Annotated in this window: 21 protein-coding genes and 1 pseudogene; 14 read left to right on the top strand and 8 right to left on the bottom strand. The window is 72.0% G+C overall.

What is annotated here, in order from left to right:
- Window positions 1-74: 74 nt before the first annotated feature.
- Window positions 75-1,241: a LacI family DNA-binding transcriptional regulator gene (locus tag ACFYWX_RS26965; protein WP_389426681.1), complete on the top strand. Its 1,167-nt coding sequence runs from the start codon at window positions 75-77 to the stop codon at window positions 1,239-1,241.
- Window positions 1,242-1,336: 95 nt separating this feature from the next.
- Here the strand turns inward: ACFYWX_RS26965 and ACFYWX_RS26960 are convergent, their stop codons facing one another.
- Window positions 1,337-2,128 carry a VOC family protein gene (locus tag ACFYWX_RS26960; RefSeq protein WP_389426680.1) on the bottom strand — a complete coding sequence of 264 codons (792 nt, stop codon included), beginning with the start codon at window positions 2,126-2,128 and terminating at the stop codon, window positions 1,337-1,339.
- 289 nt (window positions 2,129-2,417) lie between these two features.
- Between ACFYWX_RS26960 and ACFYWX_RS26955 the strand changes: the two genes are divergently transcribed.
- Window positions 2,418-2,663 (top strand): WhiB family transcriptional regulator, encoded by a 246-nt coding sequence (locus ACFYWX_RS26955; RefSeq protein WP_389426679.1) that lies wholly within the window; start codon window positions 2,418-2,420, stop codon window positions 2,661-2,663.
- A gap of 41 nt (window positions 2,664-2,704) precedes the next feature.
- Here the strand turns inward: ACFYWX_RS26955 and ACFYWX_RS26950 are convergent, their stop codons facing one another.
- From ACFYWX_RS26950 to ACFYWX_RS26940, 3 genes are all read right to left on the bottom strand, one after another.
- On the bottom strand, window positions 2,705-3,679 hold the full coding sequence (locus tag ACFYWX_RS26950; protein ID WP_389426678.1) for an acyl-ACP desaturase: 975 nt from the start codon (window positions 3,677-3,679) through the stop codon (window positions 2,705-2,707).
- A gap of 229 nt (window positions 3,680-3,908) precedes the next feature.
- Entirely contained in the window at window positions 3,909-4,685 is a 777-nt protein-coding gene (ddaH, locus tag ACFYWX_RS26945) for a dimethylargininase (protein ID WP_389426677.1), read from the bottom strand.
- A 329-nt stretch (window positions 4,686-5,014) separates the two neighbouring features.
- Window positions 5,015-6,649, bottom strand: a complete 1,635-nt coding sequence (locus tag ACFYWX_RS26940; protein ID WP_389426676.1) for an ABC-F family ATP-binding cassette domain-containing protein — start codon at window positions 6,647-6,649, stop codon at window positions 5,015-5,017.
- 371 nt (window positions 6,650-7,020) lie between these two features.
- Here ACFYWX_RS26940 and ACFYWX_RS26935 point away from each other — a divergent pair, with 371 nt between their 5' ends.
- Complete coding sequence (locus tag ACFYWX_RS26935) at window positions 7,021-7,857, top strand: isocitrate lyase/phosphoenolpyruvate mutase family protein (RefSeq protein WP_389426675.1); 837 nt, start codon at window positions 7,021-7,023, stop codon at window positions 7,855-7,857.
- A gap of 24 nt (window positions 7,858-7,881) precedes the next feature.
- Here the strand turns inward: ACFYWX_RS26935 and ACFYWX_RS26930 are convergent, their stop codons facing one another.
- Window positions 7,882-8,295: an SsgA family sporulation/cell division regulator gene (locus ACFYWX_RS26930; protein ID WP_389426674.1), complete on the bottom strand. Its 414-nt coding sequence runs from the start codon at window positions 8,293-8,295 to the stop codon at window positions 7,882-7,884.
- Window positions 8,296-8,622: 327 nt separating this feature from the next.
- Between ACFYWX_RS26930 and ACFYWX_RS26925 the strand changes: the two genes are divergently transcribed.
- Both ACFYWX_RS26925 and ACFYWX_RS26920 read left to right on the top strand, forming a co-directional pair.
- A complete protein-coding gene (locus ACFYWX_RS26925) occupies window positions 8,623-9,678 on the top strand; it encodes a WD40/YVTN/BNR-like repeat-containing protein (RefSeq protein WP_389426673.1) in 1,056 nt (351 codons plus the stop codon).
- Window positions 9,679-9,788: 110 nt separating this feature from the next.
- On the top strand, window positions 9,789-10,118 hold the full coding sequence (locus tag ACFYWX_RS26920) for a plasmid stabilization protein (protein ID WP_389426672.1): 330 nt from the start codon (window positions 9,789-9,791) through the stop codon (window positions 10,116-10,118).
- A gap of 21 nt (window positions 10,119-10,139) precedes the next feature.
- Here ACFYWX_RS26920 and ACFYWX_RS26915 read toward each other — a convergent pair whose 3' ends face one another.
- Window positions 10,140-10,436: a YciI family protein gene (locus ACFYWX_RS26915; protein WP_389426671.1), complete on the bottom strand. Its 297-nt coding sequence runs from the start codon at window positions 10,434-10,436 to the stop codon at window positions 10,140-10,142.
- A gap of 42 nt (window positions 10,437-10,478) precedes the next feature.
- Between ACFYWX_RS26915 and ACFYWX_RS26910 the strand changes: the two are divergent.
- Window positions 10,479-11,162: pseudogene (locus ACFYWX_RS26910) on the top strand (endonuclease V); the annotation flags it as partial.
- Between the two features lie 543 nt (window positions 11,163-11,705).
- Window positions 11,706-11,852: a morphogenic membrane protein MmpA gene (gene mmpA / locus ACFYWX_RS26905; RefSeq protein WP_389426670.1), complete on the top strand. Its 147-nt coding sequence runs from the start codon at window positions 11,706-11,708 to the stop codon at window positions 11,850-11,852.
- Window positions 11,853-11,935: 83 nt separating this feature from the next.
- Here mmpA and ACFYWX_RS26900 read toward each other — a convergent pair whose 3' ends face one another.
- The gene (locus ACFYWX_RS26900; RefSeq protein ID WP_389426669.1) at window positions 11,936-13,138 is read right to left on the bottom strand and encodes a saccharopine dehydrogenase family protein; all 1,203 of its coding nucleotides are present in this window, start codon (window positions 13,136-13,138) and stop codon (window positions 11,936-11,938) included.
- A 200-nt stretch (window positions 13,139-13,338) separates the two neighbouring features.
- On the opposite strand from ACFYWX_RS26900, the gene ACFYWX_RS26895 reads away from it, so the two are divergent.
- The 6 genes from ACFYWX_RS26895 to ACFYWX_RS26870 all read left to right on the top strand — a co-directional run bounded on the left by ACFYWX_RS26895 (window position 13,339) and on the right by ACFYWX_RS26870 (window position 21,158).
- Entirely contained in the window at window positions 13,339-14,562 is a 1,224-nt protein-coding gene (locus ACFYWX_RS26895) for a CaiB/BaiF CoA transferase family protein (protein WP_389426668.1), read from the top strand.
- A gap of 43 nt (window positions 14,563-14,605) precedes the next feature.
- Window positions 14,606-15,820 (top strand): acetyl-CoA C-acetyltransferase, encoded by a 1,215-nt coding sequence (locus tag ACFYWX_RS26890; RefSeq protein WP_389426667.1) that lies wholly within the window; start codon window positions 14,606-14,608, stop codon window positions 15,818-15,820.
- A gap of 47 nt (window positions 15,821-15,867) precedes the next feature.
- Window positions 15,868-18,045, top strand: a complete 2,178-nt coding sequence (locus ACFYWX_RS26885; RefSeq protein WP_389426666.1) for a 3-hydroxyacyl-CoA dehydrogenase NAD-binding domain-containing protein — start codon at window positions 15,868-15,870, stop codon at window positions 18,043-18,045.
- 172 nt (window positions 18,046-18,217) lie between these two features.
- The gene (locus tag ACFYWX_RS26880) at window positions 18,218-19,687 is read left to right on the top strand and encodes an amino acid permease (protein ID WP_389426665.1); all 1,470 of its coding nucleotides are present in this window, start codon (window positions 18,218-18,220) and stop codon (window positions 19,685-19,687) included.
- Window positions 19,688-19,752: 65 nt separating this feature from the next.
- The gene (locus ACFYWX_RS26875; RefSeq protein WP_389426664.1) at window positions 19,753-20,241 is read left to right on the top strand and encodes a macro domain-containing protein; all 489 of its coding nucleotides are present in this window, start codon (window positions 19,753-19,755) and stop codon (window positions 20,239-20,241) included.
- On the top strand, window positions 20,238-21,158 hold the full coding sequence (locus ACFYWX_RS26870; protein ID WP_389426663.1) for a PfkB family carbohydrate kinase: 921 nt from the start codon (window positions 20,238-20,240) through the stop codon (window positions 21,156-21,158). Before ACFYWX_RS26875 ends, ACFYWX_RS26870 begins: the two co-directional genes overlap by 4 nt.
- Before the next feature lie 101 nt (window positions 21,159-21,259).
- Here the strand turns inward: ACFYWX_RS26870 and ACFYWX_RS26865 are convergent, their stop codons facing one another.
- Window positions 21,260-22,783, bottom strand: a complete 1,524-nt coding sequence (locus ACFYWX_RS26865) for a M1 family metallopeptidase (protein ID WP_389426662.1) — start codon at window positions 22,781-22,783, stop codon at window positions 21,260-21,262.
- Window positions 22,784-22,974: 191 nt separating this feature from the next.
- Between ACFYWX_RS26865 and ACFYWX_RS26860 the strand changes: the two genes are divergently transcribed.
- On the top strand, window positions 22,975-24,924 hold the full coding sequence (locus ACFYWX_RS26860) for a Xaa-Pro dipeptidyl-peptidase (RefSeq protein ID WP_389426661.1): 1,950 nt from the start codon (window positions 22,975-22,977) through the stop codon (window positions 24,922-24,924).
- Window positions 24,925-24,936: the final 12 nt, after the last annotated feature.

Raw genomic sequence — 24,936 nt, 5'->3', positions numbered from 1 at the left:
ATCGGAGAGCGCTCTCACTCCGCTCGCGGTGCCAGAGTTATCCTGATCCGCACCCACCCATGAGGAGCCCCGAAGTGACCGACACAGCGCCGCGACCCACCCTGGAGGCCGTGGCCGCGCTGGCGGGGGTGTCGCGGGCCACCGTGTCCCGGGTGGTCAACGGTGGGGACGGGGTCAGGGAACCTCTCGTCCAGCGGGTCCGGCGGGCGGTGGAGGAACTCGGGTACGTCCCCAACCAGGCCGCCCGCAGCCTGGTCACGAGGCGGCACGACGCCGTCGCCGTCGTCATCGCCGAACCGGAGACCCGGGTCTTCGCCGACCCCTTCTTCGCGCTGCAACTGCGCGGCATCAGCAAGGAGTTGACGGCCCACGACAGCCAACTCGTGCTGCTGCTGACGGAGGGCCGCGACGATCACGCCCGGGTCGGCCGCTATCTCGCCGGGGGCCACGTCGACGGGGCCCTGGTCTTCTCGCTGCACCTCGACGACCCGCTGCCCGGACTGATCCAGGGCGCGGGCGTCCCGACCGTGTTCGGCGGCCGGCCCGGCTGGGGCGACGGCCGCGGCGGGGTGACGTACGTCGACAGCGACAACCGTGGCGGCGCCCGTGAGGCCGTGCGCCACCTCCTCGGCCTCGGCCGCGGGCGCGTCGCGCACATCACCGGGGCGCTCGACCAGACGTCCGCGGTGGACCGGCTCGACGGCTACCGGGACGTCCTGCCCGACGCCGACCCGCGGCTCGTCGCCGAGGGCGACTTCACTCCCGCCGGTGGCGAGCGCGCGATGCGTGAACTCCTCGACCGTCGCCCCGACCTGGACGCCGTGTTCGCCGCCAACGACCTCACCGCCGCGGGCGCCCTGCGCGTCCTGCGCGAGCACGGGCGCCGCGTGCCCGACGACGTGGCAGTGATCGGCTTCGACGACATGCTCGCCGTGGCCGAACAGACCGACCCGCCCCTGACCACCATCCGCCAGGACATCGAGGAGGCGGGCCGCCTGATGGCGCACCTGCTGCTGCGCCGACTCAGCGGAGGCGGCGAGGGCGGGGGCGGGGACACGGCGGACGCGGGTGCGGCAGACGGGACCGCGGCCGGTGCGGACGTGACGGACACGGACATGGGCCCGGCGGCTTCTGACGCGGGCCCCGCGAATGCTGACGCGGCGAGCCCGGACGAGGCCACGGCCGGCATGCCGACGGGCGTGGTCCTGCCGACGACCCTGGTACGCCGCGCCTCGGCGTAGCCGCGACAAGGTCATGGGCCCGCGGGCCCGTTGCCCCTCTCGAGGCGGGCACGCGCACTCGCTGCCCCGGCCGCCGCCGGGCGCACCGCCGCCGTTCAGCCCTGCTGCGGCGCGCTCTTGATCACCGCGAAGCGGGCGCCGTACGGGTCGGCGAGCTTGGCGAGGCGGCCGACGCCCTCCACGTCCGTGGCGGGCATGCGGACCGCGCCGCCCAAGGACTGTGCCTTGCCCACGACCACGTCCGTGTCGGTGACCTCGAAGTACGGCAGCCAGTACGGGTCGGAGGCCGCCTCCGTGGGGTCGTCCGCCAGGGGGACGACGCCGCCGAACATGGCGTCCTCCCCGGCACCGGCGGGGTTCAGGCAGGTGTAGGTGCCGCCGGGGAAGGGGACGGCGGAGGTCTCCAGGCCCAGCACGGCGTTGTAGAAGGCGGCCGCGGCCGCGATGTCCGGCGTGTACAGCTCCACCCAGCACAGGGAGCCGGGGGCGCCCGCCACGTCCACGCCCTTGGTCTGCGCCGGCTGCCAGATGCCGAAGGGCACGCCCGCCTGGTCGGCGAGGACCGCCATGGTGCCTTGGCCCATCACGTCCATCGGCGGCATCAGCACCCCGCCGTGGGCCTGCTCGGCGGCCTTGGCGGTGGCTTCCGCGTCCGGTGTCTGGAAGTACACCGTCCAGGACGGCGGGCCCTGCTCCGCGGTGGTCTGCATGCCGCCCGCCGCGGTCTTCCCGTCCAGCTGGAAGAAGCCGTAGCCGCCGGCCTCGGGCCCCGCCGACTGGAACTGCCAGCCGAAGAGGGCGTTGTAGAAGGCGGTCGCGCCCTCGATGTCGGAGGTGCCGACGTCGGTCCAGTTCGGGGCGCCGTTGACGAAACGGGTGGTGAGCATCTTCGCCCTCCTCGGAAGGGTCCCGTTCTCTGCACTGCCGAATCCCGCAGCACTGCCGAGTCTCGCACCGCCCACTGACAATCGCCGCCGGAGCGCGGCCCCGCGCCGGAGGCGTCCTCCGTCACCGGCGGGTTTCTCGGCGTTCGGGACCGTCCCCGCGCGCCGCCGTGCGCCGGCCCGCACGGCGGGGCATCATCGAGCGGCTGCCGGGCCCCCGCGACGATCGCATTGATCCCGCGTTGATCCCGCGTTGATCGAACGTTTTTCGCCGCCCGGCACGATTTCGCCCATGCACATCGACACGATCACCCCGACCGCCCCCGCCTGGCAGGCCGAGGCCCTGTGCGCGCAGACCGGGGCGGACTTCTTCTTTCCCGAGCCGGGCAGCTCGGTGCGCGAGGCGAAGCTCATCTGCGGTATGTGCGAGATCCGCCCCGCCTGCCTCGAGTACGCCCTGGCCAACGACGAGCGCTTCGGCGTCTGGGGCGGCCTGTCCGAGAAGGAACGCCTGCAACTCCGACGCACGTCACGCTGAACCGAGGCTCCCCGGCCGCCCGAGCGCCGTGAACGCGGCGGTCACGCGCCGGCGCGGGCCGCCATCCGGGCCTTGCGCGCGGCCAGCTTCTCGTCGAACTTCAGCGCCTCGGCGTTCAGCCCGCCCATGAACAGGCCGAGCTCCTCCTGCGCCTGAAGTCCCTCGGGGCCCAGGCCGTCGATCTCCAGGACCTTCAGGAACCGCAGGACGGGCTGGAGCACGTCGTCGTGGTGGATGCGCATGTTGTAGACCTCGCCGATGGCCATCTGCGCGGCGGCCCGCTCGAAGCCGGGAATGCCGTGGCCGGGCATGCGGAAGTTCACGACGACGTCGCGCACCGCCTGCATCGTGAGGTCGGGGGCGAGCTCGAAGGCGGCCTTCAGCAGGTTCCGGTAGAACACCATGTGCAGGTTCTCGTCGGTCGCGATGCGCGCCAGCATGCGGTCGCAGACCGGGTCGCCGGACTGGTGGCCGGTGTTGCGGTGCGAGATACGGGTCGCCAGCTCCTGGAAGGAGACGTAGGCGATCGAGTGCAGCATCGAGTGCCGGTTGTCCGACTCGAAGCCCTCGCTCATGTGGGACATGCGGAACTGCTCCAGCTTGTCCGGGTCCACCGCGCGCGAGGCGAGCAGGTAGTCACGCATCACGATGCCGTGCCGGCCCTCCTCCGCGGTCCAGCGGTGCACCCAGGTGCCCCAGGCGCCGTCACGGCCGAAGAGGGAGGCGATCTCGTGGTGGTAGCTGGGGAGGTTGTCCTCGGTGAGCAGGTTCACGATGAGGGCGATGCGGCCGATCTCGGTAACCTTGGACTGCTCCTTGTCCCAGGCCTCGCCGTCCTCGAAGAAGCCGGGGAAGTTGCGCGCATCGCTCCACGGCACGTACTCGTGCGGCATCCAGTCCTTGGTGACCTTCAGATGCCGGTTGAGTTCCGTCTCGACCACTTCCTCCAGCGCGTACAGCAGTTTGGCGTCGGTCCAGACGGCGGGGCTGCCAAGGTGAGGGGTGGTGATCGTCACGTGGTACTCCAGAGGGACGGTCTAGCAAAGCGGAACGAACCGGCCGGGGGCGCGGCAACTTACGGGATCGTAGGCTACGAACCCGTAGGTTACGAAGCCGTAGGTTAAGGGCGTCGTAAAGAGCGCTGATCAGCAGGTGTGCCGCAGGTCACCCGCGACGCGGCGTGAGGATGAAAACAGCTCCGGGACCCGCAGGTCCCATGGCTGAAACGGTGAGGTGTTCACCCGGTCAGGCGTACAGCTCCCGCAGTCGTACCGAGAGGCATGTCACACAGCCCTCGAGCTTCTCGAACTCGCTGATGTCGACCACGACCGGCTCGAACCCGAGGTCTGTGAGCAGTCCGGCCGTCTTCGGCGCGCTCGCCGCCATGAGCAGCTTGTCGCCGCCGAGCAGCACGACGTGGCCGCCGGCCTCCTCGGGCACCGACAGGAACCGCGGGAACAGCGCGGGCCGGTCGACCTTCGGGATGTGCCCGATCACTGTCCCGTCGGGCAGCGCGGTGACCGCCGACTTCAGATGCAGCACCTTGCTCACCGGCACCGCGACGACCCTCGCGCCCAGCGGTTCGAAGGCGGCGCGCAGCTGCTGGACCCCGGCCGCGTTGGTACGGCCGCCCCGGCCCACGTAGATCGTGTCGCCGACCTTGAGCACGTCGCCGCCGTCCAGCGTGCCCGGATCCCAGATCCAGTTCACCGAGCAGCCCAGCCGGGCGACGGCCTCCTCGACCCCGGCCGTCTCCTCGCGCCGGGACTCGGCGCCGGGCCGCGCTATCAGGGCGACGTTCTTGTACATGACGACCGTGTCCTCGACGAACACGGAGTCGGGGCAGTCGTCGGCCGGGTCCACCTCGATCGTCTCCCAGCCGTGCGCGCGCAGCGTCTCCGCGTAGGCCTCCCACTGCTCCAGGGCGAGCCCGGCGTCGGCCTTCTCCCGCTCGATGTGCGTCACCAGGCCTTCGGCGAGGCGTGGGCTGGGGCGGCGGATGAGGGCCTTCTTGCTGGGCACGTCCAGGTCTCCGAATCGGCTGAGGGTGTCGGTGCCCGTGATGCGGCACCGACTGGCCATCATGCAGCGCCGGTCCGCACCCACGAAACCCCGCGCACCGGCCTGTGGCCCTCCTGAGACGGTCCAGGGGGCCACCGGCCGGTCTGCCGGGGCTGAGCCGGCCGGGCTGTCGGGAGGCCGACGGCCCGGCCTGCTTGCGCCCCGCCGCGCCGTCAGAAGTCCGACGGGCCTGCTTGCGCCCCGCCGCGCCCTCAGAAGCCGGACGGGCCTGCTTGCGCCCCGCCCCGCCGTCAGGCGTCCGACGGGCCTGCCCGCGCCTCGCCCCGCCGTCAGAAGTCCGACAGGCCTGCCTGGCCGATCGCCTCCGGTGTGGTGTGCGTGAGTTCGCCGTCCAGGAGCAGCCAGCGGGTGATGCCGATCGACTCCAGGAAGGGCAGGTCGTGGCTGGCCACGATCAGTGCGCCCTCGTACGACTCCAGGGCCGTGGTGAGCTGCCGCACGCTCGCCATGTCGAGGTTGTTCGTCGGCTCGTCCAGCATCAGCAGCTGCGGCGCGGGCTCCGCCAGCATCAGCGCGGCCAGCGCCGCCCGGAAGCGTTCACCGCCGGACAGCGTCGCCGCCCGCTGGTCGGCCCGGGCGCCCCGGAACAGGAACCGGGCCAGCCGCGCCCGGACCCGGTTGTTGGTGGCGCCCGGCGCGAACCGGGCCACGTTCTCGGCGACGGTCAGCTCCTCGTCGAGGACGTCCAGCCGCTGCGGCAGGAACCTGAGCGGGACGTGCGCCCGCGCCTCGCCCGACACCGGCGGCAGCTCCCCGGCGATCGTGCGCAGCAGCGTCGTCTTGCCGGCGCCGTTGCGCCCGATCAGCGCGACCCGCTCCGGACCGCGCAGATCGAGACCCCCGGCCACACGGGCGCCGTACGCGAGCTCCAGGTCCAGGAGGGTGAGGACGGTACGGCCCGGCGGTACGGCCGTGTACGGCAGGTCGACGCGGATCTCGTCGTCGTCCCGTACGGCGTCCACCGCCTCGTCGAGCCGTTCCCTGGCCTCGGTGAGCTTCTCCTCGTGCATGATGCGGTGCTTGCCCGCGGACTCCTGCGCCGCGCGCTTGCGTGCGCCCATGACGATCTTCGGCTCGCGCTTCTGGTCGAACATCTTCTGCCCGTACCGCTTGCGGCGGGCCAGCTTGACCTGGGCGTCGACCAGTTCGCGCTTCTGTTTGCGGAAGTCGGCCTCGGCGACGCGCACCATGCGCTCGGCCGCCTCCTGCTCGGTGGCGAGCGCCTCCTCGTAGGCGGAGAAGGTGCCGCCGTACCAGGTGATCTCGCCCGAGCGCAGGTCGGCGATCTGGTCGACCAGGTCGAGGAGTTCGCGGTCGTGGCTGACCACGACCATCACACCCGGCCAGGACGACACTGCCGCGTACAGCCGCCTGCGCGCGTACAGGTCGAGGTTGTTGGTGGGCTCGTCGAGCAGCAGGACGTCCGGCCGGCGCAGCAGCAGCGCCGCGAGGCGGAGCAGGACGGACTCGCCGCCCGACACCTCGCCGATCGTGCGGTCCAACTCGATGTGCCCGAGCCCGAGTTCGCCCAGCGTGGCCAGGGCGCGCTCTTCCACGTCCCAGTCGTCGCCGAGGGTCTCGAAGTGGGCCTCGGCCACGTCGCCCGCCTCGATGGCGTGCAGTGCGGCCCGCTGGGCGGCGATGCCGAGCGCCTCGTCCACGCGCAGCGCGGTGTCGAGCGTGACGTTCTGCGGGAGGTAGCCGACCTCGCCCGCTACGCGGACGGTGCCGTCGGAGGGGCCGAGTTCGCCGGCGATCAGCTTCAGCAGGGTGGACTTTCCGGAGCCGTTGACGCCGACAAGACCGGTCCTGCCGGGGGCGAAGGAGACGTCGAGGTCCTCGAAGACTGGGGTGCCGTCGGGCCAGGTGAAGGAGAGGGACGTACAGGCGATGGAGGTATGCATACGGGCCTCGCGGTTGCTGGATGCGGTCGGGGAGCAACGCGTGTCGAGACACCGGGGCGGGCGACCGGGAACGCCGGCACGAAGGCCGAAGGCCGAAGGAGCCACAGGGCATGAGAAAAGCCCTGCTCCGTCAGGGACGGCTCGAATGCCGAGGTCGCACGCGGCGTCCACACCTCACGGGTGTGACGCGGTGTCTCAGGACCTCAGACGAGCAACGTCCTTCTCCAATCGACGGCAACAGAACCGTTGTACACCGTAGGAGGGGTCTGAGGGGCTGTCAACGGAATTAGCCGGGGCCGCTCGAGGGGCCCTCACACTGACGTCGGATTTCCGCCAGCTCCCCACCCCGGCCGGGTGCTTGAGTCATTCGCATGACGAACGAGAACCCTCTCCGCGACCGTGCCCTCGCCTTCCGCGCCCTGCACGTCCCGGGGCGGCCGCTGGTGCTGCCGAACGCCTGGGACACCGCGAGTGCCCGCATCGTCGAGGACGCGGGGGCGCCCGCCGTGGCCACTACGAGCGCCGGGATCGCCTGGGCGCTGGGGGCGGCGGACGGCGACCGGCTGGAGCGCGACCGGGCCGTGGCGGCCGTCGCGGCCATCACCGCCGCGGTGCGCGTGCCGGTGAGCGCGGACATCGAGGGCGGCTACGCGCCGGACCCGGCGGGCGTCGCCGACACCGTCCGCGCGGTGCTCGACGCGGGCGCCGCCGGGATCAACATCGAGGACGCGCTGTACGAGGACGGGGAGGGGCCGCTGCGGGCGGTCGCCGAGCAGGCCGAGAGGATCGGCGCCGCCCGCGAGGCCGCCGACGCCGAGGGCGTGCCGCTGTTCGTCAACGCGCGCATCGACACCCTCCTGACGGGCGTCGGGGGAGTGGACCTCACCCTGGAGCGGGCCGCTGCCTTCCGCGCCGCGGGCGCCGACGGGATCTTCGTCCCCGGAGCCGTCGACCGGGAGACCGTCAAGCTCCTCGTGGACGGCGTCGACGGACCGCTGAACGTCATGATCGGCCCCGGCGCACTCCCCGTCGCCGAACTGGCCGGGCTCGGCGTCGCGCGCGTGAGCGCCGGATCGGGCATCACCCAGGCGGCCCACGCACTCGTCCGCCGCGCCGCGCGGGAGCTGCTGGAGGCGGGGACGTACGAAACGCTGACCGGCGGGTTCGACTACGGCGAGCTGAACACACTGCTCGGCCAGGCGCGTTAGACCCCCCTGGCTCGCCGACCCGTCTCAGGCGTCCCGCATCAGCTCCGCCAGGTCGTGGTCCAGGTCGAGCTGGAGGTGTTCCAGGCCGGCCGGCACCAGCTCGCCCGTGGCTTCCAGGAACCGGCGGATCTCGCCCGAGCGGACATGGACGATGGCGGTGCCCTCGGGGGCGTGGAACTCCAGGACCGTGCGGTCGTACCCGTACGGCCGGACGCGGACGTCGCCGTGGCCCTCGGCGTCGTGCAGGCCGGCGGCGAGCAGGTCGCGGGCGAACGTCCAGCAGACCTCCACGCCCTCCAGGGTGGCCGGGGCGGGGAAGGTCATGCGGACGGCGAACGGGTCACGGCGGTCGTAGTGCAGGGTGGCGGGAATGCTCGGCATCCGCGGCGCGGCGGCGACGAGGCGGGCCTCTACGGGCTGCTCGATGACGGTGGACAACGCCTTGCTCCCTTGATGGCGGCTGGACAGACCTTCCGGGCGGATGAGGCCGGGCACTGGAAGAGACGACGGAATCGGCCAATCCGTGTACAGGAAGTCGAGTGACCTCGGTCACCGCGTTCATTCACAGGAGTGGCGCAGCTCTCCTCCCGTTCAGGAAAGGGCACTTGGGGCGATCGGGGACACCTCGGGACGGCCCGGGCGGGGTCGTCTGGACGGCACCGGGGTGGTGGGCTAGCTTCGCCCGCCATGAGGCGCTTGGGGAACACGCGACGCACGAGACCGGCGGCACGGACGGGACGAGGGGCGCGACGTACGGGCCGGGCGGTGGCCGCGGCAGTCGCCTGCGGGGCGGCGCTGGCCGCCCTGACCGCCGGCCCTGCGCAGGCGCAGGCGCCCGGGCAGCGGGCGCCGCACTGGGAGCTCAAGGACAGCGGAACCCCCGACGTGCGGTTCCGCGGGCTGGCGGCCGTCGGCCGGGAGACCGCCTGGGTGGCCGGAACGCAGGGCACCGTGCTGCGCACCACGGACGGCGGGAAGAGCTGGCGGAACGTCTCACCGCCCGGCGCTTCCGAGTTGCAGTTCCGGGACGTCGAGGCGTTCGACGCGCGGCGTGCCGTGGTGCTGGCCATCGGTGAGGGCGAGGCGTCCCGCGTCTACCGTACCGACGACGGCGGGGCGACCTGGACCGAGTCCTTCCGCAACACCGACGCGCGCGCCTTCTACGACTGCCTCACCTTCTTCGACCGCCGTCACGGCCTGGCGATGAGCGACCCGGTCGACGGAAAGTTCCGCATCCTGTCGACGAGCGACGGCGGCCGCTCCTGGAAGGTGCTGCCGAACGACGGGATGCCGGCCGCGCTGGACGGCGAGGCGGGGTTCGCGGCGAGCGGTCAGTGCCTGGTCATCTCCGGCGCGAGGGACGTCTGGCTGGCCACCGGCGGCGGTGCCCACGCGCGCGTGCTGCACTCGGCCGACCGCGGCCTGAACTGGACGGCCACCGACACGCCGATCCCGGCGGGCGACCCGGCCCGCGGTGTCTTCGCGCTCGCCTTCCGCGACCGCGCTCACGGCCTCGCCGTCGGCGGCGACTACCGTGCCGACCAGCCCTCCCCGCGGGCGGCGGCCACGACCGGGGACGGCGGCCGCACCTGGCGGACCGCCGCCACGCCCCCGCCCGCCTACCGCTCCGGCGTCGCCTGGCTCCCGCACAGCCGCACCGCCGCGCTCGCGGTCGGCCCCACCGGCACGGACCTCACGACGGACGCCGGCCGCACCTGGCGGACGGTCGACACGGGCTCGTACGACACGGTGGACTGCACGGCGGACCTGGGGTGCTGGGCGGCGGGGGAGAAGGGGCGCGTGGCGCGCCTGGAGAACTGACTCCGGCCGGATCCGGCGAGCGCCGAACGCGAACCGGAGTGCCACATTCGCCCACAACGGGGTACCCGTTCACCGAGCACGAGGAGAGGCGTCGAGAGGAGTGAACGGGCATGCCACGCGGTTCCAGCTCGAAGCGGGAACGCCAGTACGAGCACATCAAGGAGAGCGCGCAGGACCGGGGTGAGAGCACCGGGCGCGCCGAGGAGATCGCCGCGCGGACGGTGAACAAGGAACGCGCCCGATCCGGTGAGTCGAAGACCGCCAGCCGCACTTCCACCCAGGACATGTCGTCCGGCAAGCGTGGCGGGCAGCGGTCCGGCCAGGGCTCCCAGGGGCCCACCTACGACCAGCTCTACGAGGAGGCCAAGCGGCGCAACATCCACGGCCGTTCGGACATGAACAAGCAGCAGCTCCAGCGCGCGCTGGGCAACAAGGGCTGACCCGGGGGCGCGGGCCGCGCCTCAGCCAAGGGTCTCGCGGTACCGCTCCAGCTCGGGCGCCGTCTTCGTGGCGGTGAACTCCGTGATGCGGTACGCGCACACTCCCGCGGTGACGAACGGGTCGCCCGCGGCGACCTCCTCGATCCGGGTGCGGTCCTCGGCGACGGCGAGGATCACCCCGCCGTCGCGCGGGTTCTTGCGCCCGGAGGCGAGGAAGTAACCCTTCTCGTACTGCTCGTCGAGCCACGCCACGTGCGCCTCCAGCACGGCGTCGACGGCATCGAGCGGGGCGGTGTAGGTCAGCTCCAGTACGAACATGATCGCGAGCGTACCGCCGGAGCCCGTAGGCTCGGCACCACGATGACGACCGTAGGTGTGCCCGCGGGCTGGCCCGCGACCGAGGAGGAGGCCCGCGCCGTCCAGGACGAGCTGCGGGCGAGGATGGTGCTCGACGAGCCGGGGCCGCAGCCCGGGACGGGCCATGTGACCGGAGTCGACGTCGCCTACGACGACGAGCGGGACGTGGTGGCGGCCGCGGCCGTGGTCCTGGACGCAGCGAACCTCGCCGTCGTGGCCGAGGCGACCGCGGTGGGCCGGATCTCCTTCCCGTACGTGCCCGGTCTGCTCGCCTTCCGTGAACTCCCCACCGTCCTGGCCGCCCTCGACGCCCTGCCCTGCCCACCCGGCCTGGTCGTCTGCGACGGCTACGGCCTCGCCCACCCCCGGCGCTTCGGCCTCGCCACCCACCTCGGCGTCCTCACCGGCCTCGCCACGATCGGCGTCGCCAAGAACCCCTTCACCTTCACGTACGACGACCCCGGCACCCGGCGCGGATCGTCGTCCCCGCTGATGGCGGCCGACGAGGAGGTCGGCCGAGCCCTGCGCACCCGGGACGGCGTCAAGCCGGTGTTCGTCTCCGTGGGGCACCGCGTGAACCTCGCCAACGCCTGCGCCCACACCCTCGCCCTGACCCCCGAGTACCGCCTGCCCGAGACGACGCGCAGGGCGGACGCACTGTGCCGACGGGCTCTGCGGGAGGCCACGCGCACGCGAGGTCCCCTGGCCGACCGAGCCACCGCGGACCCCACCTCGAGCTGGGGACGCTCCCTCTTCGAGCGTCAGGCCGCCCCCGTGTTCTGGGCGGCCCGCGTGCTCGAAGCGGCCGCGGCGGGCCCGGGCCGGACGCCGGAGATCGATGCCGCGCTGCGACTGGCGGCCGACCGGGACGCCTGGAGCCGGGGGCGCGAGGTGTTCGACCTGATCCGCAGGAGCGGGCTCCCCGTGGACGAGCAGCCCGCGGAGGAGGAGCGACTGCTCCTCCGGCTCGCGGAACTGGTGGCCAAGCTCGCCCACAACGCGGCAGGCCCGCCGCCGTTCTTCGACCACCACGCGGGGTGGCAGGTCGGCCCGCTGGCCGTCCATCTCGCCACGGCCGCGCACGACCCATCCGTGCGGGACCGCATCGAGGCCGCGCTGGGGGACTGGCCGTCGGCCGCCGCGCCGGTCCTCTGAGTACGTGCTCTGAGTACGTCGTCTGAGTATCCGTACGGATGTGCCCGCCTCCCCGTGATCGGCAGGCTGGGCCGCATGACGACGCACCGTGCTCCGAAGCCCCTGGCCGACCCCAACCGGCCCGTCGAGCGTGCCGTGACCGCCGCGCTGGTTGTGGCCGTGCTGGCGGGGCTCGGTTGGATCGGCGGGATGATCTACACCTTGGTGGCGTGGCCCATGTAGGGGTCCTTGCACTATGGCGCCCGATCAGGCCGCGTGACCCGGGCGGGCAGGCTGCAAGGACCCCTCAGGGCAGGCAGGGACGGTCAGCGGACGGCGGCGACACGGAAGCGGATACCCGCCCGGCGCAGCCGCTCGGTGAGGGCGTCGCCCATCGCCACCGCGGTGGTGACCTGCCCGGCCGTCGGCGGCAGGTCGTCGAGGGCCAGCGCGAGCGCGGACTCGGCGAACATCTTCGCCGTCTCGTCGTAGCCGGGGTCGCCGCCCGAGACCTCCGTGAACACGCGGCGGCCGCCGCCCTCGCCCACGAACCGCACGGAGAACCAGCTCTTCGCCCGCTTCTCGGGACTCGGCCCCTCGCCGGGCTTGAGCCGGTCGGACAACCAGCGCCGGGCGGGTGCCACTTGGGCGGCCGCGAAGAGCGCCCCGACGGCCGCGACACCGCCCACCGCGACGGGCAGGCTCGGTACGGCCGCGTAGTGGCGGTAGCGGAAGTCGGGCCCGTAGCGTTCGAGCGCCTTCGCCGAGCGGCGCACGATCTGCGGATCGATCGTCGGCAGCGGCAGCGCCCACGCGCCGACCTCCGGGGCGAACCGGGGCGCGCTCGTCGGTGCCGTCGCCCGGCGGCCCACCAGGCGCGGCTCGTGCCGTCCGCGGTCCCGCGCGGCCGCCACCATCTGCCGCCCGCGCGCGAACTGGCCCAGCGCGGAGGCGAACGTGCCGCCCGAGAAGGTCGCGTCGGCGGTCACGAAACCGTCCACGGTCAGCGCAACCCCCTCCGGCAGCTGCCGGACGGTGAAGTACGCGCCAAGGTCGTGGGGGATGGAGTCGAACCCGCACGCGTGCACCAGCCGCGCACCGGTCTCACGCGCGCGTGCGTCATGGCGCACATACGTCAGGTCCACGAACTCCGGCTCACCGGTGAGGTCGAGATAGTCGGTGCCGCTGTCGGCGCAGGCGGCGACGAGGGCCTCGCCGTACTGGACGTACGGCCCCACGGTCGTGGCCACCACGCGCGCGTGCTCGGCGAGTGCCCGCAGGGACCCCGGGTCGGACACGTCCGCCCGCAGCAGCCCGATGCCCGCGCCGCCGGGCAGCCGCTCGCGCAACCGCTCCAGCTTCTCCTCGCTGCGGCCCGCGATCGCCCAGCGCAGCCCCTCGGGTGCGTGTGCCGCGAGGTACTCCGCGGTGAGTTCCCCGACGAAGCCGGTGGCCCCGAAGAGCACGATGTCGTACCGACGATGTGTGGGGCGATCCGTGGGGAGATCCGCCCTGTTTAGCCTGCTCATGACACCCCTCGGTCGTGCGCTCCGCGCCGTTGTCGGTGGCTGAGGCTAGCGTGAGGAGTGCGGGACCCGTCGCCCGGCCTGCCGATCCGCTCGGTCCGGGGTACGGTGGCTAAGCGCTTGCTCGCCCAGCTCTTGTGCCGGGTGGAACGCGTTCTTAGCATCGCTGGTGGTCAATCGCTCGTGTCGCAGCAGGGGGCTGGATGACGACGGCAATGACGCCGACGGCAATGACGCCGGGGCACGGTCCGCTCGCCGGTGTGCGCGTGGTCGAGCTGGCCGGCATCGGGCCCGCTCCCTTCGCCGCCATGCTCCTCGCCGACCTCGGTGCGGATGTCGTCCGCGTGGACCGCCCGGGCGGCGCCGTCCTCGCGATCGATCCCGAGTTCGACGTCACCAATCGCAACAAGCGTTCCGTGGTCGTCGACCTCAAGTCCGCCGACGGCCCCGCTCGCGTCCTCGACCTGGCCGAACGCGCCGACGTGCTGGTCGAGGGCTACCGCCCCGGTGTCGCCGAGCGCCTCGGCGTCGGCCCCGAGGACTGCCACGCCCGCAACCCCCGGCTGGTCTACGGCCGGATGACCGGCTGGGGCCAGGAGGGCCCCCTCGCCCAGCGCGCGGGGCACGACATCGCCTACCTCGCCCTCACCGGCACCCTCGGCATGATCGGCGCCCCCGACGGGCCCCCGGCCGTCCCCGCCAACCTGCTCGGCGACTACGCGGGCGGCTCCCTGTACCTCGTCGTCGGTGTCCTCGCCGCCCTGCACCACGCCCGCGCCACCGGCACCGGCCAGGTCGTCGACGCCGCCATCGTCGACGGCGCCTCCCACCTCGCCACGATGATTTACGGCATGCTCGCCGCCGGCGGCTGGCAGGACCGCCGGGGCGCCAACCTCCTCGACGGCGGCTGCCCGTACTACGGCACCTACGAGACCGCCGACGGCGCGTACATGGCGGTCGGCGCGCTGGAGCCCCAGTTCTACGCGGAGTTCCTTGACCTCCTCGGCCTCCCGGACCACGCGCGGGCACGCAAGGACATCACCCGTTGGGGCGAACTGCGCGCGGCGATCTCCGCCCGCTTCCGCACCCGCACGCGGGACGAGTGGACCGCCGTCTTCAAGGGCTCCGACGCATGCGTGGCGCCCGTCCTGTCGCTGCGCGAGGCCCCGCACCACCCGCACCTCGCCGCCCGCGGCACCTTCACCGACCACGGCGGCATCACCCAGCCCGCCCCCGCCCCCCGCTTCTCCGCCACCCCGGTCACCGTCCGCTCCGGCCCCGCCCGGCCCGGCGCCGACACGGAGGCCGTGGCACGCGACTGGGGGATACCCCGGCTCGTCACGGACGACCTGCCGGGCGGCGACGCCCCGGCCACAACGGACGACGCCCCGGCGGCCGGCGCCGCCCTCGCGACAGACGGCGACTGACCCCGGCCGACCGCTCGGCCCACCCTCCTCGAAAGGCTTACCAGTGAGCACCGAAGCGTACGTGTACGACGCGATCCGCACCCCGCGCGGACGCGGCAAGGCAGCCGGCGCCCTGCACGGCACGAAGCCCATCGACCTGGTCGTCGGCCTCATCCACGAGCTGCGCGACCGCTTCCCCGACCTGGACCCGGCGGCCGTCGACGACATCGTGCTCGGCGTCGTCGGCCCCGTCGGCGACCAAGGCTCCGACATCGCGAGGATCGCCGCCGTCGCGGCCGGACTGCCGGACACCGTGGCCGGCGTCCAGGAGAACCGCTTCTGTGCCTCGGGTCTGGAGGCCGTCAACATGGCCGCCGCCAAGGTCCGTTCGGGCTGGGAGGACCTCGTCCTCGCGGGCGGCGTCGAGTCGATGTCCCGGGTGCCGATGGCCTCGGACGGCGGCGCCTGGTTCAACGACCCCATGACCAACATCGCCGTCAACTTCGTGCCCCAGGGCATCGGCGCCGACCTGATCGCCACCATCGAGGGCTTCTCCCGGCGGGACGTCGACGAGTACGCGGCCCTCTCGCAGGAGCGGGCGGCCACGGCCTGGAAGGAGGGCCGCTTCGACCGGTCCGTCGTCCCGGTCAGGGACCGCAACGGCCTCGTCGTCCTCGACCACGACGAGCACCTGCGCCCCGGCACCACCGCCGACTCGCTCGCCAAGCTGAAGCCGTCGTTCGCCGACATCGGCGACCTGGGCGGCTTCGACGCAGTGGCCCTGGAGAAGTACCACTGGGTGGAGAAGATCGACCACGTCCACCACGCCGGCAACTCCTCCGGCATCGTCGACGGCGCCTCCCTGGTCGCGATCGGCTCCAAGGAGGTCGGCGAGCGAGGCGGCCTGCGCCCGCGCGCGCGGATCGTCTCCGCCGCGGTCTCCGGATCCGAGCCCACCATCATGCTCACCGGCCCCGCCCCCGCCACCCGCAAGGCGCTCGCCAAGGCGGGCCTGACCATCGACGACATCGACCTCGTCGAGATCAACGAGGCGTTCGCGGCGGTCGTGCTGCGCTTCGTGAAGGACATGGGCCTGTCCCTGGACAAGGTCAACGTCAACGGCGGCGCCATCGCCCTCGGCCACCCGCTCGGCGCGACCGGCGCCATGATCCTCGGCACGCTCGTCGACGAACTGGAGCGCCAGGACAAGCGGTACGGCCTCGCCACGCTGTGCGTGGGCGGCGGCATGGGCATCGCGACGATCGTCGAGCGCATCTGAATCCCCGGCGGAATCCGGACCCCAGAGACTTCTACGGAGACCCTGTCATGACCGAGAGCACCACCATTCGCTGGGAACAGGACGACACCGGCGTCGTCACCCTCGTCCTCGACGACCCCGGCCAGTCCGCGAACACCATGAACCAGGCGTTCCGCGCGTCGCTCGCCGTGATCGCGGACCGCCTGGAGGCCGAGCAGGACTCGATCCGCGGCGTCATCCTCACCTCCGCCAAGAAGACCTTCTTCGCGGGCGGCGACCTGCGCGAGCTGATCCGGGTCACGCCCGAGACGGCGCAGGAGCTGTTCGAAGGCGGCATGGAGGTCAAGCGCGACCTGCGCCGCATCGAGACCCTCGGCAAGCCGGTCGTCGCCGCGATCAACGGCGCGGCCCTGGGCGGCGGCTTCGAACTCGCCCTCACCTGCCACCACCGGGTGGCCCTGGACGCACCCGGCTCCAAGATCGGCTGCCCCGAGGTCACCCTCGGCCTGCTGCCCGGGGCCGGCGGCGTCGTGCGCACCGTACGCCTCCTCGGCATCGCCGACGCGCTGCTGAAGGTGCTCATCCAGGGCACCCAGTACAGCCCCCGGCGCGCCCTGGACAACGGTCTGGTCGACGAGGTGGTGGACACCCCGGAGGAGCTGCTGGCCAGGGCCCGCGCCTTCATCGACGCCCACCCCGAGTCGCAGCAGCCCTGGGACCGGCCCGGCTACCGCATCCCGGGCGGCACCCCGGCCAACCCCAAGTTCGCGGCGAACCTGCCCGCCTTCCCGGCGACCCTGCGCAAGCAGACGAACGGCGCCCCCTACCCGGCCCCGCGCAACATCCTCGCGGCCGCCGTCGAGGGCGCCCAGGTCGACTTCGACACGGCCCAGGCCATCGAGGGCCGCTACTTCGTGGAGCTGGCCGCGGGCCGGACCTCGAAGAACATGATCCAGGCGTTCTTCTTCGACCTCCAGGCCGTCAACTCCGGCGCCAACCGCCCGAAGGACGTCGAGCCGCGCCAGGTCCGCAGGGTCGCCGTCCTCGGCGCCGGGATGATGGGCGCGGGCATCGCCTACTCGTGCGCCCGCGCGGGCATCGACGTCGTCCTGAAGGACGTGTCCCTGGAAGCCGCAGTCAAGGGCAAGGGCTACTCGGAGAAGCTGTCCGCCAAGGCCGTCGCCAAGGGCCGTACGACCCAGGAGAAGGCGGACGCGCTGCTCGCCCGCATCACCCCCACCGCCGAGGCGGCCGACCTCGCGGGCTGCGACGCCGTCATCGAGGCCGTCTTCGAGGACTCGACGCTCAAGCACAAGGTGTTCCAGGAGATCCAGCACGTCGTCGAGCCCGACGCACTGCTGTGCTCCAACACCTCCACCCTGCCCATCACCGCCCTCGCAGAAGGCGTGGAGCGCCAGGCCGACTTCGTCGGGCTGCACTTCTTCTCGCCCGTCGACAAGATGCCGCTCGTGGAGATCATCAAGGGCGAACGCACCGGCGAGGAGGCGCTCGCGCGCGCCTTCGACCTGGTCCGGCAGATCAAGAAGACGCCGATCGTCGTCAACGACTCGCGCGGCTTCTTCACCTCACGCGTCATCGGGCACTTCATCAACGAGGGCGTGGCCATGGTCGGCGAGGGCATCGAGCCCGCGTCGGTGGAACAGGCGGCGGCCCAGGCGGGCTACCCGGCCAAGGTGCTCTCCCTGATGGACGAGCTGACGCTCACCCTCCCGCGGAAGATCCGCAACGAATCCCAGCGCGCCGTCGAGGAGGCGGGCGGCACCTGGCAGACGCACCCCGCCGAGGCCGTCATCGACCGCATGGTCGACGAGTTCGGCCGCACCGGCCGCAGCGGCGGCGCCGGCTTCTACGAGTACGGCGAGGACGGAAAGCGGTCCGGGCTGTGGCCGGGCCTGCGGGAGCACTTCACGCGTGAGGGCGCGGAGATCCCCTTCGAGGACATGCAGGAACGCATGCTCTTCTCCGAGGCGCTCGACACCGTCAGGCTCCTGGAAGAGGGCGTCCTGACGTCCGTGGCCGACGCCAACATCGGCTCGATCTTCGGCATCGGCTTCCCCGGCTGGACCGGCGGCGTCCTGCAGTACGTCAACGGCTACGAGGGGGGCCTGCCCGGATTCGTGGCGCGCGCGCGTGAGCTCGCCGAACGCTACGGCGACCGGTTCACCCCGCCCGCCCTGCTGCTGCAGAAGGCGGAGAACGGCGAGACGTTCACGGACGCCCGCTGAGTGAGGGCCGTGTGAGGAGTAGCGCCATGTGACGTGAATTACCGCATGTGACGGGTGCCTTCGGGAAGACGCAGCCTCGGTCCGTGCCGCCTACAGGGTGGTACGGGCCGAGTCACGTACGGATACCCGAGGGAGACCCCGCTCGGGGCGCACCAGAGAGTGGTACCAACCCGTGAGCAGCAAGGACGCCGCGCAATCGGCACAAGTCGCCACCCAATCCCGGGCGGCCGCAACGCCCGCGGACGCGGGCGACGCCGGCTACAGCAAGGACCTCAAGCACCGCCACGTCAACATGATCGCCATCGGCGGCGCGATCGGCACCGGCCTCTTCCTCGGCGCCGGCGGCCGCCTGCACGACGCGGGCCCGGCGCTCGCGCTGGCCTACCTCGTCTGCGGGGTCTTCGCCTTCTTCGTCGTGCGGGCCCTCGGCGAGCTGGTCCTCTACCGCCCGTCCTCCGGCTCCTTCGTGTCGTACGCGCGCGAGTTCCTCGGCGAGAAGGGCGCGTACGTCGCCGGCTGGATGTACTTCCTGAACTGGTCGACGACCGGCATCGCCGACATCACCGCGATCGCGCTCTACACGCACTACTGGAGCATGTTCACGAGCATCCCCCAGTGGGTGCTCGCCCTGATCGCGCTCGCCGTGGTGCTCGCAGTCAACCTGATCTCGGTGAAGTACTTCGGTGAGATGGAGTTCTGGTTCGCGATCATCAAGGTCGCCACGCTCGTCGGCTTCATGCTCGTCGGCATCTTCCTGCTGGCCACCCAGCACGAGGTGGGCGGCGGTACGCCGGGCCCGCAACTGGTCGCCGACAACGGCGGTGTCTTCCCGCACGGTGTGATGCCCGTAGTCCTCGTCATGCAGGGCGTGATCTTCGCGTACGCCGCGCTGGAGCTCGTCGGCGTCGCCGCGGGTGAGACCGCGGAGCCGGAGAAGGTCGTCCCGCGCGCGGTGAACTCGATCATGTGGCGCGTCGGTCTGTTCTACGTCGGCTCGGTCGTCCTGCTCGCCCTGCTGCTGCCCGGCTCGGTCTACTCGGCCGGCCAGAGCCCCTTCGTGACGGTCCTGTCGAAGATCGGCGTCCCGGCGGCCGGCGACGTGATGAACCTGGTCGTCCTCACGGCCGCGATGTCCTCCCTGAACTCCGGCCTGTACTCCACCGGCCGCATCCTGCGCTCCATGGCCATGGCGGGCTCGGCCCCGAGGTTCACCGCCCGTATGAACCGCAGCCAGGTCCCCTACGGCGGCATCCTGCTCACCTGCGCGGTGTGCGTGCTGGGCGTCGGCCTGAACTTCCTCGTGCCGGACCAGGCCTTCGAGATCGTGCTGAACATCGCCTCGCTCGGCGTCGTCAGCACCTGGGTGATCATCATGATCTGTCACCTGGTCTTCGTGCGCCGCGCCAAGGAGGGCCTGGTCGCCCGGCCCTCCTTCCGCCTCCCCGGCAGCCCGGTCACGGAGATCACCACGATCGCCTTCCTGGTCGCCGTGCTCGCTCTGATGTGGAACGACCCCGAGGTCGGCCGCAAGACACTCCTCCTCGTCCCGGTGATCGCCGTCGCGCTCGTCGGCGGCTGGTTCGCAGTGCGCCGCAGGGTCACCGAGACTGCCGACCAGGAACTCTCCGACCTCACGAAGTAGCAGGTCACGACCACCGGAACCTGAGTATCAGCATCGATGTCAGTGGCATCGCCCACTATGGCGTCATGTCGGAGATCAGGTATGTCCGGGGTGACGCCACCGTGCCGTCGGTGAAGGGCGTCAAGGTGATCGCCCACGTCTGCAACGACATCGGGGGATGGGGGAAGGGCTTCGTCGTGGCGCTGTCGCGCCGCTGGCCACAGCCCGAGGAGTCCTACCGCGCCTGGCACCGCGAGCGCGCGTCGAACGACTTCGGGCTGGGCGCGCTCCAACTCGTGCAGGTCGAGCCGTACGTGTGGGTGGCGAACATGATCGGCCAGCGGGGCATCCGGACGGGCAGCAAGGGCGTCCCCGTCCGCTACGAGGCCATCGACGCGGCGCTGACCCGGCTGGCCGACGAGGCCCTCGCCCGCAAGGCCTCCGTGCACATGCCCCGGATAGGCTGCGGCCTGGCCGGCGGCAAGTGGTCCCGCGTCGAGCCGCTGATCACCGAGCGGCTGGTGAGGCGGGGCGTCGCCGTGACGGTGTACGACCACGGGGAAGGGGCGACATGAGCTGTGACATCGACGTGCTGGTGCTCGGGGGCGCAGGCGTGGACACGATCGTGTACGTCCCCGAGCTGCCCCTCCCGTACGCCGACAGCTACATGATCGACAGCGGGATCCGTACCCGGGCCGGGCAGACCGGGGACTTCGTCGCGCTGGCCCTCGCCGCCCTCGGTCTGCGCACCCACCACCTGGACTTTCTGGGCGACGACCCCGAGGGCGAACGGGTCCGAGCGTTGCACCGCGACCACGGCATCGCCCTCACCGCGATCCCGCAGCCCGCCGGCACCAAGCGCGCGGTCAACCTGGTCGGCCCGGACGGGCGGCGGCTGTCCCTGTACGACACCAGCCGCGCACACCCGGACGACCGGTTCCCGGAGGACACCCTGCGGGGCCTGGCCACCGCGAGCCGGCACGCCCACGTCTCCATCACTCACCCCTGCGCCCCCGCCCTGCCCGTGCTCCGCGCGGCCGGCGTCAGCATCTCCACCGACCTGCACAACTGGGACGGCGCCAACCCCTACCACGAGCCGTTCGCGTACGGCGCGGACCTCGTCTTCCTCTCCGCGGCCGCCCTGCCCGACCCCGAGACGACCATGCGCCGCATCGCCGGGCACGGCCGCGCCGAGGTGGTCGTCGCCACGGCCGGGGCGGAGGGCGCGTTCCTGCTGTCCGACGGCGAGCTGACCCACATACCGGCCGTCACGCCGCCCGCGCCGGTGGTGGACTCCAACGGCGCCGGCGACGCCTTCGCGGCCGCCTTCCTCCACGGCCACCTCAGCGGCGAGCCCCCACGGCGATGCGCCCGGCTCGGCGCGGTGGCCGGGGCGTACGCCTGCACGGTGCCGTCCACGGAGACCGCCGCCCTGTCCCACGAGGCGCTCCTGACCGCGGCGGCAGCCGCGGAGGCAGAAGCGGCGCGGTAGTCCGGCAGGGCTCGACAGCCCCAGGCTGCGGTCGCCGGCCCGGCGTCCGGATTCCTGCCGTGGGCCCGAGGCACGCGCCCCGGGCCGCACGCCGACCGGGCTCAGTGCCCGTGCCCGTGCCCGTCCTCGTGCTCGTGCTCGTGCACGGTGTTCGTCTCCGCGATCTTCTTCCACGACTTCGGATGCTGCGGCGCGGCCGACGTCCGGGCGATGGACGCCCCGGCCGCCGCGGGAGCCGCCGGCTTCGACGCCTGGAACAGCCACGTGTCGAACAACGCGCCCAACTGCTGCCCGGAGACCGCCTCGGCGTACTTCCGGAAGTCGGCGACCGACGCGTTGCCGTATGCGTACTTCTTGGGCCAGCCCTTCAGGATGGTGAAGAACGCCTCGTCGCCGATCTCGTTGCGCAGCGCCTGCAGGGCCAGCGCGCCCCGGTCGTAGACCGCGATGTCGAACTGGTTCTCCGGGCCCGGGTCGCCGGGCCTGACCGTCCAGAACGGGTCGTCGGCCGGGTGCGAGGCATACGTGTAGTCGGCGAGCTCCTGGGCCGTGCCCTCACCCTCGTGCTCGGACCACAGCCACTGCGCGTACCGCGCGAAGCCCTCGTTGACCCAGATGTCCTTCCACTGGGAGACGGACACGAGGTCGCCGTACCACTGGTGGGCCAGCTCGTGCACGACCACGGAGGTGTTCGTCCCATTGGCGAACTGCCGCGGGCTGTAGTACGGCCGGGTCTGCGTCTCCAGTGCGTATCCGGTGGTCGTGTTCGGCACGTACCCGCCGAGCGCGTTGAAGGGGTACGGCCCGAAGTACTCGGTCAGCCAGTCGGCGATCTCCCCGGTCCGCTCGATGCTCGCCCGCGCCGCGCCGTAGTTGTCGCCCAGGTCCTTGCTGTAGGCGTTCACGACCGGGATGCCGCTCTCGGTCGTCCCGGTGGTGACGTCGAACTTCCCGACCGCGAGCGTGGCCAGATACGTCGCCTGCGGTTTGTTGGACCGCCAGTTGTAGCGGGTCCACCCGAGACGGGAACTCGTCGACTGGAGCGTGCCGTTGGAGATGGCCTGCGAACCGTCCGGGACCAGCACCGACACGTCGTAGGTGGCCTTGTCGAGCGGGTGGTCGTTGCTCGGGAACCACCACCAGGCCGCCTCGGGCTCGTTCGCGGCGACCCCGCCGTCCGGTGTGCGGTGCCAGCTCGTGAAGCCGTACGCCTGCTTCGACGACGGCACCCCGCTGTAGCGCACCACGACGGTGACGTCCGTGCCCTTGGCCAGCGGCGTCTTCGGCGTGATCTCCAGCTCGTGCTCACCCGAAGAGGTGAAGGATGCCTTCGCGCCATTGACGCGGACCTCGGCGACGTCCAAGAGGAAGTCCAGATTGAATCGCGACAGGTCCTGCGTCGTGCGGGCCAGCAGCGTCGCGGTGCCCTCCAGCTCGTCCGTGGCGGGCTGGTACTTCAGCCGCAGGTCGTAGTGCGAGACGTCGTATCCGCCGTTGCCGTAGTCCGGGTAATAGGGGTCGCCGATGCCCGGCGCGCCAGGGGAGTAGGTCGCGGCCGATGCCGGGATCGCCAGCAACAGGGAAGCCGCAGCGAGTGCGCCCGGCGCGATGATTCTGCGGTGCACGAAAGCTCCAAGTCGTGGGGGCGGAAGGTCAGTTCACAGCCTATTGAGTCCCTGTGCCCCCACACGTGTCCATCACCACCCCTGTCACACGATCGCCATTCGGCCGTCATGGGCACACCACTTCGCGAGGCCCCCGTACACGTCCAGTTGCCCCCTTCTGTACGGGAGTTGCCGCCTGTACCGTCCCGCGCATGCCGAAACGCACGCGCTCAACGACCTGGAGAACGCTCGCCACCCTCGTCGTCACCCTGCTGGGGGCGTCCCTCCTCACCCCGGCGGCGGCCCAGGCCGGTCCCCGGGAGAGCCGGCCGGTCTACTCCTACGAAAACGCCGTCCGCGAGGCCGTCTGGGTGGACACCGGCCTCGACGCCGACGGCGACGGCAGCACCGACCGGGTCGCCGCCGACATCGTCCGCCCGCGCGAACCCGCCCAGCAGGGCCGGAAGATCCCGGTCATCATGGACGCCAGCCCCTACTACTCCTGCTGCGGCCGCGGCAACGAGAGCCAGAAGAAGACGTACGACGCCGCCGGCAACATCGTCCAGGCGCCGCTCTTCTACGACAACTACTTCGTGCCCCGCGGCTACGCCTTCGTCGGCGTCGACCTCTCCGGCACCAACCGCTCCGACGGCTGCGTCGATGTCGGGGGCCGCTCTGACATCCAGTCCGCCAAGGCCGTCGTCGACTGGCTGGGCGGCCGCGCCAGGGCGTACACCACCCGCACCGGCACCACACCCGTCAAGGCGACCTGGACCAACGGCCGCACCGGCATGATCGGCAAGAGCTGGGACGGCACCATCGCCAACGGCGTCGCCGCCACCGGGGTCAAGGGCCTGAAGACCATCGTCCCGATCAGCGCCATCTCCTCCTGGTACGACTACTACTTCGCCAAGGGCGCCCCGCTCTACAACTCCGGCCCCGACTGGCTGTCCCACCGCGTCGAGAGCCCCGAGGCCCAGGCCAAGTGCGCCGCCGTCCAGCAGAAACTCGTCGACGGCGCCCCGCGCACCGGCGACTGGACCCGCCTGTGGACCGAACGCGACTACGTCAAGGACGCCTCGAAGGTGAAGGCGAGCGTCTTCCTGATCCACGGCCTCCAGGACCTCAACGTCCGCGCCAAGCACTTCGGCCAGTGGTGGGACGCCCTCGCGGGGAACGGCGTCGAGCGCAAGATCTGGCTCTCCCAGACCGGCCACGTCGACCCCTTCGACTTCCGCCGCGCCACCTGGGTCGACACCCTGCACCGCTGGTTCGACCACGAACTCCTCGGCTACGACAACGGCATCGACCGCGAACCCGTGGCCGACATCGAACGCCACCCCGACCAGTGGGTCACCTCGAAGTCCTGGCCGCCCCGCGGCACGCACACCACCACCCTGCGCCCGGCCCCGGGCACCCAGCCGGGCGTCGGCACCCTCGGCCCGATCAGGGCCAGGGGCACCGAGACCTTCACCGACGACCCGCAGCTCGGTGAGACCGACTGGGCCGCCCGGATCGACACCCCGACCCCCGACAAGGCCGGCTTCACCACCGGGCCCCTCACCCGGGACCTGCGCCTGTCCGGCTCCTCCACGGTCACCGTCACCGCGACCCCGACCACCTCGACGGCCCACCTGAGTGCCGTCCTCGTCGACCTCGGCCCCGACACCATCCGCGACTACGCCGACTCCGCCGAGGGCATCACCACCCTCACCGACCGCACCTGCTGGGGCGCCGGCACGGCCGGTGACAGCGCCTGCTTCAAGGCGACCGCGGCCAAGACCGCCGACGTCGACCACACGATCGTCAGCCGCGGCTGGGCCGATCTCGGCAACCACGCCTCCGACCTCAAGGGCGAGCCGCTCACCCCGGGCCGGGCGTACACCATCACCCTCGACCTGGCCGCCACCGACCACGTCGTTCCCCGGGGCCACCGCCTCGCGCTGATCGTCGCGGGCACGGACAAGGACCTCATCGACCCCCCGTCCACCACCCCGACCCTCACCCTCGACCTGTCCCGCACCTCCGCCGAGGTCCCGCTCGTCGGTGGCGCCGACGCCTTCGCCCGGGCCACGGCCGGAGCACGGACGGCGACCGACGAGGCCACGGTCCTGGACGGCGTACGGGCACCGCTGGGCGCCGACCGCGTCCCGGGCCGGTAGGGAGCCGGTGAC

The sequence above is a fragment of the Streptomyces sp. NPDC002888 genome (genome assembly GCF_042888465.1).
Taxonomy (GTDB): domain Bacteria; phylum Actinomycetota; class Actinomycetes; order Streptomycetales; family Streptomycetaceae; genus Streptomyces.
The sequence above is the reverse complement of the archived record's forward strand: the minus strand, read 5'-3'. Positions and strand labels throughout refer to the sequence as shown.